At 67.3% G+C, this 13,171-nt stretch carries 13 protein-coding genes; 1 reads left to right on the top strand and 12 read right to left on the bottom strand.

Annotated elements, in window-relative coordinates:
- Position 1: 1 nt before the first annotated feature.
- The 9 genes from E1956_RS41295 to E1956_RS41335 form a co-directional block, all read right to left on the bottom strand.
- Entirely contained in the window at positions 2-646 is a 645-nt protein-coding gene (locus E1956_RS41295) for an FMN-binding negative transcriptional regulator (RefSeq protein ID WP_134759091.1), read from the bottom strand.
- A 171-nt stretch (positions 647-817) separates the two neighbouring features.
- Complete coding sequence (locus E1956_RS41300; RefSeq protein WP_134759093.1) at positions 818-1,600, bottom strand: DeoR/GlpR family DNA-binding transcription regulator; 783 nt, start codon at positions 1,598-1,600, stop codon at positions 818-820.
- 255 nt (positions 1,601-1,855) lie between these two features.
- Entirely contained in the window at positions 1,856-2,173 is a 318-nt protein-coding gene (locus E1956_RS41305; protein WP_197732999.1) for a hypothetical protein, read from the bottom strand.
- 259 nt (positions 2,174-2,432) lie between these two features.
- Positions 2,433-3,134 carry an ABC transporter ATP-binding protein gene (locus tag E1956_RS41310; RefSeq protein WP_134759095.1) on the bottom strand — a complete coding sequence of 234 codons (702 nt, stop codon included), beginning with the start codon at positions 3,132-3,134 and terminating at the stop codon, positions 2,433-2,435.
- Positions 3,127-3,867 carry an ABC transporter ATP-binding protein gene (locus tag E1956_RS41315; protein WP_134759097.1) on the bottom strand — a complete coding sequence of 247 codons (741 nt, stop codon included), beginning with the start codon at positions 3,865-3,867 and terminating at the stop codon, positions 3,127-3,129. Before E1956_RS41315 ends, E1956_RS41310 begins: the two co-directional genes overlap by 8 nt.
- Complete coding sequence (locus E1956_RS41320) at positions 3,854-4,855, bottom strand: branched-chain amino acid ABC transporter permease (protein WP_134759100.1); 1,002 nt, start codon at positions 4,853-4,855, stop codon at positions 3,854-3,856. The genes E1956_RS41315 and E1956_RS41320 overlap by 14 nt, the downstream gene beginning before the upstream one ends.
- 5 nt (positions 4,856-4,860) lie before the next feature.
- Positions 4,861-5,733 (bottom strand): branched-chain amino acid ABC transporter permease, encoded by an 873-nt coding sequence (locus tag E1956_RS41325; RefSeq protein ID WP_134759102.1) that lies wholly within the window; start codon positions 5,731-5,733, stop codon positions 4,861-4,863.
- 64 nt (positions 5,734-5,797) lie between these two features.
- Positions 5,798-7,012, bottom strand: coding sequence for an ABC transporter substrate-binding protein (locus E1956_RS41330; protein ID WP_134759104.1), 1,215 nt, complete (start codon positions 7,010-7,012; stop codon positions 5,798-5,800).
- Positions 7,013-7,157: 145 nt separating this feature from the next.
- Positions 7,158-8,396 (bottom strand): ABC transporter substrate-binding protein, encoded by a 1,239-nt coding sequence (locus tag E1956_RS41335; protein WP_134759105.1) that lies wholly within the window; start codon positions 8,394-8,396, stop codon positions 7,158-7,160.
- 786 nt (positions 8,397-9,182) lie between these two features.
- On the opposite strand from E1956_RS41335, the gene E1956_RS41340 reads away from it, so the two are divergent.
- A complete protein-coding gene (locus tag E1956_RS41340; RefSeq protein ID WP_167760285.1) occupies positions 9,183-10,223 on the top strand; it encodes an acyl-CoA dehydrogenase family protein in 1,041 nt (346 codons plus the stop codon).
- A 27-nt stretch (positions 10,224-10,250) separates the two neighbouring features.
- Here the strand turns inward: E1956_RS41340 and E1956_RS41345 are convergent, their stop codons facing one another.
- The 3 genes from E1956_RS41345 to E1956_RS41355 form a co-directional block, all read right to left on the bottom strand.
- Positions 10,251-10,793: a cysteine hydrolase family protein gene (locus E1956_RS41345; protein ID WP_134759110.1), complete on the bottom strand. Its 543-nt coding sequence runs from the start codon at positions 10,791-10,793 to the stop codon at positions 10,251-10,253.
- Positions 10,794-11,165: 372 nt separating this feature from the next.
- Entirely contained in the window at positions 11,166-11,933 is a 768-nt protein-coding gene (locus E1956_RS41350) for an SDR family NAD(P)-dependent oxidoreductase (RefSeq protein WP_134759112.1), read from the bottom strand.
- Between the two features lie 35 nt (positions 11,934-11,968).
- The gene (locus E1956_RS41355; protein ID WP_134759740.1) at positions 11,969-13,159 is read right to left on the bottom strand and encodes a thiolase family protein; all 1,191 of its coding nucleotides are present in this window, start codon (positions 13,157-13,159) and stop codon (positions 11,969-11,971) included.
- Positions 13,160-13,171: the final 12 nt, after the last annotated feature.

Raw genomic sequence — 13,171 nt, forward strand, 5'->3', positions numbered from 1 at the left:
TTCAGCCCTGCTCCGCCTTGCGCGCGGCAATCTCGAGCATCTGCTCGCCAAGGTCTTCCCGGCCGCGCGCCACGAGCGCGTCGCCGGCGCCGTGGATGTCGCGCGCCTCCTTGTTCTGGCTGAGCTTGCGCTTGCCCACGAGCCGCGTGACCTCGATCTCCAGTCCGACGATCGCCTTGAGCATGGTGTCGAGATAGTCCTGGGGCGCGTCGCCCATCTTCCAGGGCTGGGGCTCGTTCGCCTCGTGCGTGCGCGTGAGGCGGGCCACCACGCCGCGCACGAATTTTTCGTCGTCGCGGATGCGGATGCGGCCGTGGGCATGCACGACCACGTAATTCCAGGTGGGCACCTGACGATGCGTTTCGTGCTTGCTCGGATACCAGGTGGGCGAGATATAGGCGTCGCCGGCGCGGAAGATGGCGAGCACTTCATCGCCGTCAGCCACGTCCTGCCAGAGCGGATTCGCGCGCGCGACGTGGGCGTGCAGCGTGCCGAGCGCGCCTTCATTGGCAAGGAGTTCGAACGGAATGTGATTGGCGTCCAGCCCGCCTGCACCGTGCGTGACGAGCGTGCCGAACGGATGCTGCGCGATGAGCGCATGCAGGACTTCAGTTCGGGACTCGTCGAAATGGGCTGGGACGTACATGGCGGCTCCGCGGTTGGGCGGCGCTAACGGCGTTCGGGCCGCGCGCCTGTGGCAATGATCCCGCTATTGTCGCGCCAAAGCGGCGCGGGCTGTAGAGCCAGCGTCGGGCCGCTTTGGGGAACCAGCGGGCGGCGCAACGAGCAGTCCCGCGGGCCGCGCCGCTTGCCGCTCTCAACGCGGGGCCGACTCCCCCGCCAGCTCCACCACCACCTGCGGCAGCGCGCGAAACGGGGCGAGCGCATCTTCGCTCGCGCTCATAGCGGTGATCAGACGCCAGTCGCGCTCGATAGGCGTCCAGTGCTGCTGACGCGCGCGGCCGAGCTTGTCGGCGTCCGCCAGCACGATGATCTGCGCCGCGCGCCGGATCATGCAGTCCTTGAGCGAGGCCTGCGGCGCGCTCGCTTCGCACAGGCCGAAGCCCGCGACCACGCCATCGGCGCCCAGAAAAGCCTTGTCCACGCTCACGCGCGTGAGCAGCAGCTCGGCCAGCGGCCCGATCGTGCTCATGCTCGATCTGCGCAAGTCGCCGCCGAGCAGCGTCACGTGCACGCCCGGCGCGTTGGCGAGCGTCGTCACGGCCAGCAGATTGTTTGTGAGCACGTGCAGATCCTTGCGCACGGCCAGATGCCGCGCCAGCGCCGCGCAGGTCGTGCCGCCGTCGAGCATGACCGTGTCGCCGTCATGCACGTGAGCGGCCGCCGCGAGCGCAATGGTCTCCTTCTGCTCGCGCCGCGCCGCTTTGCGTTCTTCCAGTGAAGCCTCCGGCTCGTGCACGCCCACGAGCGCCGTCGCGCCGCCATAGGTGCGCACGAGCCGGCGCTGCTTGTGCAGCGCCGCCAGATCGCGGCGGATGGTGGCCTCCGATACGCCCAACGCCTCCGTCAACTGCTCGACGTTGGCCTCGCGCGTTTGCACGAGGTCGAGAATGATACGTTGGCGCTCGGATGCTTTCATTGCTGTGGCGGCGGCATGGACAGGCGGGCATCGGCTCGCATTCGTGCGGCGCCCGAGAATCCGGCGATCTTACACGAACGCGCCCACCCGGCCGCGAAGCCACCTGCGAAGCCGCACGCGAGCGCCAGCGGGAAGCCGGCGGAAAGCAAGCAGGAAGCGCCGCCCGGGTTCGCCGATGGCGTGACGCACCCACGCGCCTCAGCGCAATGGCTTCGGGTAGCCCCCGCGGACAGCACGCGGCGTGGAGCTGGCAAGCTAAAACGCAGGAACGCCCCGCCGCGCTGCAGCTACGGACACGCCAGCACCGCCCTGCCCGTCGAGCTGGCCACGCTCGAGCAGCGCGAACAACCTGGCTACGCGCTGGCGTTGCGAGGCCACGAGGTCGTAAGTCTGCTCGAGCACGCGCAGGCGCTTCTTCCAGTAATCGGCGTCGATCCCGCGCGGCGAATGGGCGCCCTGCGTGTGGGTCACGTATTGGACCATGCGCTCGACGTGGTCGAGCTCGGTGTCGGCAAGGCTGGCCGGCAGCAGGCTGCCGGCATTGGGTCTCTGTGGCTGCTGTGTGGAACGCATTTTTTTTGCCTGTGGTCGTGGGTTCCGGCGCCCGGGAAGAGCGGTCCGGAGCATCGTCGTCGCGGGTCGATCTGCCCCCCGAACCCGCACCGCGATGCGCAAGGTGTTCCCCGGCCGCCCCTCGTTCGTTAACGTCACGAACGCGGCCGATCGCCCTTGTTAGTTACCCAGCGACAATACCCAGGCTTGTCCGGCAGGCTTGACCGTGCGTCTCAATTTCGCGCCCTGATCGCACCCTCACCCCACCCGACCCACACCCTCAACGCGCAAAGTACATGTCGTGCAGCACCTCGACCTCCACCTCCGCCGCGCGCGCCGCGAACGTGACCTTGCCGCCCTGCATGAGGTAGACCTGGTCGGCCAGCCGCAGCGCCATATGGGTGTTTTGCTCGACCAGCACGATCGTGCGGCCCGCCGCCTTCAGCCGCTCGAGAATCGCGAACACTTCCTGCACCATCACGGGCGCGAGCCCGAGCGAGGGCTCGTCGATCAGCATCAGTTGCGGCGCGGACATGAGCCCGCGTCCGAGCGCGAGCATTTGCGCCTGGCCGCCCGAGAGCGTGCCCGCCGGCAGCGCGCGGCGCTCCTTGAGCAGCGGAAACAGCGCGTAGACCTCTTCGAGCTGCCGGGCGGCCCCGGCGCGGCGCGTCTTCGCGAACGCGCCCAGCATGAGGTTCTCCTCGATCGACATGTCGCGGAAGATCATGCGGCCCTCGGGCACCATCGCAATGCCGCGCTGCGCCATGTCCCAAGTGGGCACGCCTGCGAGCGGCGCGCCTGCGAAGGCGATCTGGCCGCGCTCGAGCGGCACGAGCCCCATGATCGCGCGCAGCAGCGTGGTCTTGCCCGCGCCGTTCGGGCCCACGATGGTGGTCACCTCGCCGCTCGCCACGTTCAGCGTCACGTCCCACAGCACGTTGATCGCGCCGTACCCCGCGCGCACGTTGTTGATCTCAAGCATGGGCCGCCTCCCCCGTATAGCTGCGCACCACTTCCGGGTCGCGGAACACCTCGGCAGGCGGCCCATCGGCGATCAGCTTGCCGAAGTTGAGCACGGCCACGCGGCGGCACAGGTTCATCACCGTTTCGATATCGTGCTCGATGATCAGGATGCCTACGTTATAGCGCTCGTGCACGTCGATGAGCGTCTTCATGAAGCGCCGCTTGGTGGCTGTCTCGAGGCCGCCCAGCACTTCGTCGAGCAGCAGCAGCCTGGGGCCCGTCGCCAGCGCCTTCGCCACTTCGAGCGCCTTGAGCTCGGTGAGCGCCAGTTCGGTGGCCGCGTCGCGCTGCGCCTTGCCGGCAAGCCCCAGAAAATCGAGGATTTCGTCGATGCGCGCTTCGTCCACCCGGCCCGCGCCGAAGCGCTGCGCGACCAGGAGGTTCTCGCGCACCGTGAGCTCGTGCATCGGTTGCGGCACCTGGAAGGTGCGCCCGATGCCAAGGCGCGCGCGCCGGTACAGCGGCGTCTTGAGCAGGTCCACGCCCTCGAAGCGAATTGACCCGCTGGTGGGGCGCACGAGTCCCGAGACCGCGTTGAAGAGCGTGGTCTTGCCCGCGCCGTTGGGGCCGACGAGGCCCACCACGTCGTGCGTGCCGAGCGTGAGCGAGACGCCGCTCACTGCCGTGATGCCGCCGAAGCGGATCGACACGTCCTGCAACTGCAGTTCCGCTTTCGATTCAGCCTGCTGCATAGACACCTCGCCGGGTACGTTTGAGGCGCAACGCGGTCAGGCCCGCGGGACTCACGATGATCATCGCCACGAGCAGCATGCCGAGCACGATCTGATGCCCGGTCGGCAACAGGCTCTTGAGCACCAGCTGATCGATCAGGTACACCGACACCGCGCCCACCAGCGGCCCGAGTAGGGTGCGATAGCCGCCGCAGATCGCCGCGATGATGGGCACCACGGCCCAGCTCGCGTTGAACGCGTAGTCGGGCTCGAGAAAGTTGATGTAGTGCGCGTTGAAGGCGCCCACGAGGCCGGTCATGAGCGCTGAGAGCATCAGCATTGCCAGCTTGAGGATGACGCTGTTCACGCCCACCACGCGCGTGGCGTCCTCCGACTCGTGCATCGCGCGCAGCGCGAGCCCGACGTGCGAGCCGCGCAGCTTCGCATAGACCACGGCGAAAACAATGACGATCGTGAGGATCACCAGGTAACCGCCGCTCTTGCTGCCGAAGTCGAAGCCCGCCACCTTCGGCAGCGAGGGGATGCTGGAAAGGCCGCTCGCACCGCCCGTGAGCCCCGACCATTCGGTCGCGACGATACGGAAGATCTGCGCATAGGCGAGAATCGCCAGCGCGAAGTACGGCCCCTTCAGGCGCAGCGCGGGCGCCATGGCGAACGAGGCCATCGCCGCGCCCACGCCGCCCGCGGCGATCGCGGGAAACACGGGCCAGCCCGCCTTCAGCGTGAGCAGCGCCGAGATGTACGAGCCCACGCCGAAGAACGCGCTGTGCCCGAAGCTCACCATGCCGCCCAGGTTGCCAAGCAACGCCCACGCGAGCGCGATGCCCGCAATCGTGAGCGAGGCCACGGCGAGACTCATCAGATAGAGGTTCTGGCCGAGCGCGAGCGGCACGGCCACATAGAGCACGGCCAGCGTGACGGCCAGTGCGGCCACACGCGAGGCGGGCCACGCAGAACGGCCCGCTTGCGGATTGAAATGCGTCGTCATCGGCCTTACCCCCTTCGCTTCGCCACGCCGAACAGGCCGTTGGGCAGCACGTACAGCACGATCAGGAACAGCAGCATGCCGGCCAGCTCCTGCAATGCGGAGCTGGCGAGCGTGACGGTCAGCGCTTCGGTGATGCCCAGCAGCATCGCACCCGCCAGCACGCCCGGTATCGAGCCCACGCCCGCCAGCACGGTGATGATGAACGCCTTCACGGTGAGCGCCTCGCCGATCGAGGGCTGCACGGCGCTCGACACGTAGATCGACACGCCCGCGCACGAGGCCAGCACGCCCGCCACGACGAACGAGACCAGCTCGGTCTTGCGCGGATCGATGCCCATGAGGCGCGCGGCGTCGCGGTTGCTCGAGATCGCGCGCACGGCGCGGCCGTACCAAGAGCGCGAGAGCCACCACCAGAGCGCGAGCATCAACACGACGCTGATGCCGAACGACAGCACTTCGCTACGCATGGAGAGCAGGTTGCCGAGCATCACGCTGTCTTGCAGCCAGGCGTTGCCGGTCGAGCGCACGTCGGCGCCCCAGCCCAGCAGCACGGCGTTGGTCAGCACGATGCCGATGCCGTAGGTGAGGATCAGCGAGTTCAACTCGCGGTCGCGCTTGATGCGGCTCACCAGATACCACGCGGCCACCGCCGCCACGCACACCACCGGAATGGCCACGGGAATCGCGAACACGGGGTTCAGGTTCAGGCGCGTCTCGAACGTGTAGGCGATATAGGCCGCCAGCAGCACGAGCTCGCCGTGCGCGAGGTTGATGATGCGCATCGAGCCGAACACGAGCGCGAGCCCGAGCGCGACGAGTGCATACGCACCGCCCACGAGCACGCCCGAATACAGCGATTGCAAAACGAGTTCGGTCATCGCGACCTCCTCTTCCAGAACGACGATTGCGGCGATAGCAGCGAATGCGGCGAACGCGGCGCGCTCACCATGGCAGCGCCGGATAGTTGAGCTTGCCCGTGGCGCGCTCCTTCGGCCACACGAGCACGATACGGTCGCCCTGAATCTGCGCCATGTTGTTGGAGAACGCCGGGTTCTCGCCGTTGGCCGCGAAGCTCACTTTGCCGATCAGCGTGTCGTGTGGCTTCGCGCGCAGCTCGGCGGCAATGCCGTCCTTCTTGAGCGTGCCGGCGTCGGCGGAGCGCGCCATCGCGTTGAAGAGCAGCATCGACTGCACGAACGCGAACTCGGCCACGTAGTCGGGCTCCTTCTTGTAGGCGGCCACATAGGCGTCGACGAACGCCTTGCCTTCGGCGCTGCCGAACTGCGCCGGATGCGGCAGCATCGCGCAACCGATCACGTTGTTCACGAGGTCCGGAAACTCGGCGGCCATCTTCGGCGTGGCAATCGCCCATACCCCCATCACCGCCTTCAGCTGCGGCTTGAGGACCTTGGCTGCGCGCAGGATGCCGATATAGTCGTTCTCGTAGCCGATCATCAGCATGACTTCGGGCTTGTCCTGCAGGCGGATCTTGTTCACGAGCGGCTTGAAATCCGTCATCGTGGGCTCGAAGGCGTGCACGGTCACCGTCACGCCCTGCGCGCGCAGTTTCGTGGAAACGTCGTTGCTCAGGTCGGTGGTGGCCTGCTTCGTCGAGACGACGATCGACACCGATTTCACGCCCATCGCGCTCAACTGCCCCAACACGGCCTTCGAGTAGCCCGACGCCGGTCCGATGCGGAAAAAGCGCTTGAGGCCGCGCGAAGTCATCGCGCTATCGACGGCGCCCGAGGTGATGTAGACGAGGCCGGCCTTGTCGGCCGCCTCGGAGGCCGGGCTCACGGCGTTCGAGCCATAGCCGCCGGTAATCGCGAGCACGCCCTGCGAGGCGAGCTTCTCCACGGCGGAAACGGCCTTAGCCGGCTGCGCTTCGTCGTCGATCACGGTGAGCGCGACCTTGTGCTTGCCATCGCCGCGATTGAACATGTCAGCGGCCACCTTGATGCCTTCGAGCTGCGCGTTGCCCGCGCGCGCCATCGAGCCCGTGAGCGGCAGCTCGACGCCCACCGGCAGCACGTCCGCGAATGCGGACGGTGTGGCTGCCAGCAGCGCGAGCGCACAGGCGCCAAGGTTGATGATCGCGCGCGCGAACACGCGCCCTTTGCCGCAATCGGCGTTGCGAGAAGTGCTGCGGGACATCGAGTCCTCCAAACCGTCTTTTATGATGTTGTCGTGCGCGCCCTGGCTCGATGGCGAGGGCGTGCTTCGTGCAGCTCGCACGCGGCGCGTCTGGATGCGCGCTTCGCGTGGCGAGGATTTCAGGCGCTATCTGAATCGCGGAGGCTCACCACGGCACGCCAGGGTAGGCGGGCTTCGCGGTGGCATATTGCGCAGGCCAGACGAGCGCGAGCTTGCCGTTCGCGGCGAACTGGCCCATGTGCGCGACATAGTTCGGGTTGTCGCCGCGCGCATCGAAGCTCACCTTGCCGAGGAAGGTGTCGTCGCGCCGGGTGGCGCGCAAGGTGTCGGCCAGGCCGCCCTTGTCGAGCGTGCCGGCCCTCTGTGCGCTCGCAATGGCGTCAAAGAGCAGTTGCGCGTAGACGAACGAAGTCTGCGATTGGTAGTTCGAGACGGTCTTGAAGAGCCGCTCATAGGTGTCCGAGAAGTCGCGCTGGTCCGCCGAGCGGTAATCGGCCGGCGACGAGAGCACGGTCGCGCCGTATACGTTCGGCACGAGATCGGGGAACGACTGCGCCATCTTCGGGCTCGCGAACGCCCATGGTGCGGCAATCGCCTTGAGCTCGGGCTTGAGCACGCGCGAGGCGCGCAGGATGCCCACGTAGTCGTTCTCGTAGCCGAGCATGGCCATGGCGTCGGGCTTGTCCTGCAGCTTCACCTTGTTGATGAGCGGCTTGAAGTCGCTGATCGAAGGATCGTAGGCATGCAGGAAGGTCTTCACGCCCTTGGCCTTGAGCGCGGCGTCCAGCTGGCGCGCGAGGTCGCTGGTCGCGTCTTTCGTCGAATAGACGATGGCCACCGACTTCACACCGAGCGTCTCGAAGAGGCCCGTCATGCCCTTCGTATAGCCGGGCGTGTTGCTCACGCGAAAGAAGTTCTTGAGGCCGCGCGTGACCATGTCGTCGCTGGTGCCGCCCGAGGTGACGTAGACGAGCCCCGCCTTGCTCGCGGCCTCGGAGGCCGGGCCTGCGCAGTTCGAGTTCGCCGCGCCCGCGATGGCCACTACGTGCTGCGAGGCGAGCTGCTCGACAGCCGCGACGGCCTTGGCTGGATTCGACTCGTCATCAATGGCGACGAGCGTGATCTTGTCTTGCGGATGGCGCCGGTTGAACTGGTCGGCGGCCACCTGGATGCCGCGGTACATCTCCGTGCCGGCTTGCGCGAGCGGCCCGGTCAGCGGCAACTCGACGCCCACTTTCCATTCGCTTGCGTGGGCTTGCGCGGGTGCCAGGAGGTCGCTTAGCGCGGCGACCAGCGCCGCCGTCGAGGTGCCGCCGCCGGCGAGACGGCGCAGCCTTCGCACGGCACGGCGCGCTTGCGCCGCGCGCGGCTTGAATCGGGTCATGTCTCCTCCGTTGCCTCGAGGGCCTTTTGTATGAGGTTTTACCGCCGCGTTTTAGTTCGCATTTCGAATCATTCAATAGCGGCACCGGCCTGGGGGCCCCGGGTGCGCCGCGCCCAGTGGCTGCAACGCGCCTGCTGCAATGGGTTTGCCGCTATGGAACAGGTGCCAGTGTGGGCGAGCACCAGCAAGCCAACAATTTGTTTTCGGAAAAGCCGGCGTTCGGCTCGGTGGAAGTCGGCAATTGCACCTAGGTTTGGGGGGTGGGCTTCGAGCCTGCGTATCCGGCGGCTACGGGAAAACCCTCAAGCCAACACGGCACACACCGATCATTCGCGCAGTGCCGAAGATTAATTGCATATGCAACTAGCCAGCTGATATTTCCATTTCGCGCGCACTACGCCATTTCGGATCCGGCAATGGATTGTTGCGCAGGAAAGTGGCACGGCCCGTCCGCCACGGCACAGCCCTGGCGTATACCCCGAAGTTATTGGCGTGGCGCGCGATTTTTGTTTTCGAATCAACGAAACAGGGCCTAAAACACAGGGCCAATTGATGCAGCGGAGATTTTTTTCAGGTTGCCTCGTCTTGACCGCGATCCTAGAATCGGAACGGAATTGGGCCGCGCTCACGCGCCGCCCTTTAGAAAAAAACATGGGGATGAGACATGGCGATAGCACCGGACGTACTGCTGCCTGGCCACGGCTTCTACGGGCAGGCGTGCGAAGCGGGCCGGCCCGCCTGAGCGCGAACGATGCCAGGACTACGCTAGACAAAGGGGAGAAACGAATGGACGACATGCTGACCGCTTCGGCGCAAACCGTGCTCGCCGACCTCTGCACACCGCAATTCGTGCGCGGCGTGGAAGCGGCGCACGACCGCCGCGCGGGCCGCGAGCTCTGGCGGCAACTCGAGGCACTGGGATTGCTGGACGCGCTCGTGCCCGAGGCGCAGGGCGGCGCGGACTTGCCGCTCGCCGAGGCCGCGGGCGTACTGTTCGCGTTCGGCCAGCACGCCTTGCCGCTGCCGGCGGCGCACACGATGATCGCGCGCCATCTGCTGGCCGCGGCCGGCGTGGAGGCGCCGCGCGGGCCCGTCGCGCTGGCGATCGCCGATTCCACGCAACGCATGGCCTTCGTGCCTTACGGGCAGGTGGCCGACGCGGTCGTGGTCGAAACGTCGGCGGGCACGTTTCTCGTCTCGCTCGACACGGCCTGCGTGGAAAAGCACGGCGAAGCGCTGGACGCCACCGTGCGCTTCGACACGCGCACGGCGCACGCGCTGCCCGCGCGCGGCATTGCCGAGCTGGGCGCGCTCGTGACCGCGGCCACCATGGCGGGCGCGATGCAGCGCGTGCTCGACATGACGACCGGCTATGTGAACGAGCGCCAATCGTTCGGCGGCTCGCCAGGCAAGGTCCAGGCCGTGCAGCAGCAACTGGGCGTGATGGCCGATCACGTCGCGGCCACGCGCATGGCCGCGCAGCTCGGCTGCGCCGCGCATCGCAGCGGCCGGCAGCGCCTCGCGAGCGCGATTGCCAAGGCGCGCGCGAGCCGCGCGGCGCCGCTCGTCGCGAACGGCGCGCATGGCCTCGTGGGCGCCATGGGCATCGCCGCCGGGTTCGATCTGCAGCTCTATACGCGGCGGCTGCATGCGCAGCGCCTGCAATATGGTTCGGAATCCTTCTGGGATGAGATCGTGGGTACGCACGCGCTCGATCACTGGAATGGCGTGGCCGAGGGTGTGGTCGGTATTTTCGACGCGCTCGATGAGGCGGCGATGCCGCCACCAGCATCGTCGCAAACGCTCGCGTCGACCTTGCACCATTAAGGCCTCGCTACGGCACATTCGCGCCGGCTAAAAGCGGACATCGGCCGTGCGCGCGAGCGTCGCGAACGGCCCGTTCAAGGTACGGTTGTGGTGAGCAACGATGTCGCGCGCGCGCAGCACAGGCGTATCCATCGTGGTGTGCGCGTCTTCGACCAGCACCGGTCGCAGGCCGAGATCCGGCGCTGCGCGGCAGGTCGTGTCGACGCAGTATTCCGTTTTCATTCCGGCAATCGCCACTTCGACCACGCCAGCGTCCGCTAGCCATTGCGCGAGACCCGTGCCCATGAAGCAATTGGGCCGCATCTTGTCGAACACCGTGTCGCGTTCGGCGTCCACGTTGAGTTCTGGCAACAGTTGCGTGAGCGCACTGCCGGGCGCTATCGGCGAGCCCGCTGGGCCGGTGTGGCGCGCCAGGAAGATAGGCGCGCCCGCCGTGCGCGCCTTCGCGATGAGCCTGTTGATGTTCGCGAGAATGCGCGAGCCTTCGTAGGGCGACTCGCCGCCTTTGAACAAGCCGACCTGCATATCGACGATCAATAGCGCGCGACGATTGAAAGCGGAACTGAGCATGAGTTTTCTCCGTTGAGTGCCTGGGGCGTTAGCGGGCAATTCGGCAAGCGCCAACCCCGGACGGAGAAACGACAAGGCCCCGTCCGATGCCGGCGGGGCCTTGTGGCTGATACAGCAGATACGGTGACCGTTCGCGCACCAACCTCACGACCCGCCAGAGGCGGTCGTTGTTGTCATGGTGGTGAGGTGTGCGATGAAATCGAAGTTCATGCAAACGATGATGCCGCACGCTCGCACCGCGCGTCAACTGCCCGCGCGCCGTTGAACTAGCCGTTTATCTCCCCTGCCACCGCGCCGGCCGCTTCTCCGCAAACGCCGCCGCCCCCCCCTCGCGCGCATCGGCGGACGCCTGTGAGCGTCCCGAGGGTCCGCTCAGCGCGGCTGCATGCGGATCGCGCCGTCGAGGCGGATCGTTTCGCCGTTGAGCATGGGGTTCTCGAGAATATGCAGCGCGAGCGAGGCAAACTCGTCGGCGACACCGAGACGCGGCGGAAACGGCACCATCTTGCCGAGCGCATCGCGGATCTCATCGGGCAGGCGCGCGAGCAGCGGCGTGTCGAACAGGCCCGGCGCGATAGTGCAGACGCGAATGCCCTTGCTCGCGAGATCGCGCGCGGCCACGAGCGTCATGCCCACCACGCCCGCTTTCGACGACGCATATGGCACCTGGCCGATCTGCCCTTCGTAGGCGGCCACCGATGCGGTCAGCACGCACGCGCCGCGCTCGCCGCCCGCGTTGGGCGTGTTGCGCGCCATGGCCGCCGCCGCGAGCCGCAGCGCGTTGAAGGTGCCGATGAGATTCACGCGCACCACGTCTTCAAAGGCTTGCAGCGAGCCGGGCGAGCCGTCCTTCTCGATCAGGCGCACCGCGCCGCCGCGGCCCGCGCAGTGCACGAGCGCGCGCAGCGTGCCGCGCTTCGTGGCCGCTTCGAACACGGCCGTCATGTCCGCTTCGCTGGTGACGTCGGCGGGCACGAAGCTCGCCGCCGGTCCCAGTTCGTCGGCTACCGCCGCGCCGCGCGAGCTCGCGAGGTCGGCGATCACGACCTGTGCGCCCTTCTCCAGTAGTTGCTTCGCGCTCGCGAGGCCCAGGCCCGACGCACCGCCCGTCACCACGGCTACCGCTCCCTTCAGTTCCATGCCGTCTCTCCTGTCGTTGTGTTGCCGTGTTGTGCTTAGAGGCGCTCGATGAGCGTCGCGTTGGCCATGCCGCCCGCCTCGCACATCGTCTGCAGGCCGTAACGTCCGCCGCTGCGCTCGAGCGCATTGAGCATGGTGGTCATGAGGCGAGCGCCCGACGCGCCCAGCGGGTGCCCCAGCGCAATCGCGCCGCCCGCCGGGTTCAGGCGCGACGCGTCCGCGCCCAGCGCCTTCTGCCACGCGAGCGGCACCGAGGCAAACGCCTCATTCACTTCGAAATGCGAAATGTCGCCGATCGAGAGACCGACCTTCTTCAGCAGCCGCTCGGTGGCGGGAATGGGCGCAGTGAGCATCAGCAGCGGATCGTCGCCGCAGACATCGAACGAGACGATGCGCGCGCGCGGCTTCAGGCGCAGTTGCGCCGCCTTCTGTTCGCTCATCACGAGCAGCGCCGCCGCGCCGTCAGAAATTTGCGAGGCATTGCCCGCCGTCACGTTGAACCGGATGCCCGGAAAGCGCTCGGCCAGCGCGGCGTCCTCGAACGAGGGCGCGAGGCTCGCGAGACGCTCGGCCGTGGTGCCCGCGCGGATGGTTTCGTCCAGGTCGATGCGGCGCGTGCCCGCTTCGCCCTGCACTTCGATCGGTACGATCTCGCGCGCGAAATGGCCCGCGGCGCGCGCTTCGTCGGCGCGGCGGTGCGACTGCGCTGCGTACGCATCCATCATCTCGCGCGTGAGTGCCCACTTCTGCGCGACCAGATCGGCGCTGACGCCCTGGCCCACGAGCCCCTGCGGATAGCGCGCGTGAAAGCGCGCTCCATAGGGATCGCGGCCGATGCGCGACGAGCCCATCGGCACGCGGCTCATCGACTCCACGCCGCCCGCGATGACGATCTCGTTGACGCCCGCCATGACGGCCTGCGCCGCGAAGTGCACGGCCTGCTGGCTCGAGCCGCACTTGCGCTCGACCGTAGTGGAAGGGACGTGCTGCGGAAAACCAGCCGCGAGCCAGGCGGCGCGGCCCGGCGTGGAGGCCTGCTCGCCCACCTGGCTCACGCAGCCGATGATGACGTCGTCCACGGTGCCGGGGTCGAGGTCGTTGCGCTCGACGAGTTGCTGGATCACCTGCGAAAGCAGGTCGACCGGATGCAAGTCGACGAAGGCGCCGCCCGTCTTGCTCCGGCCCATGGGACTACGCACTGCGTCGACGATTACCGCGCTTTGGATCATGGTTCGCTC

Origin of the sequence: Paraburkholderia pallida, assembly GCF_004524855.1 — a bacterium.
Lineage (GTDB): Bacteria > Pseudomonadota > Gammaproteobacteria > Burkholderiales > Burkholderiaceae > Paraburkholderia > Paraburkholderia oxyphila.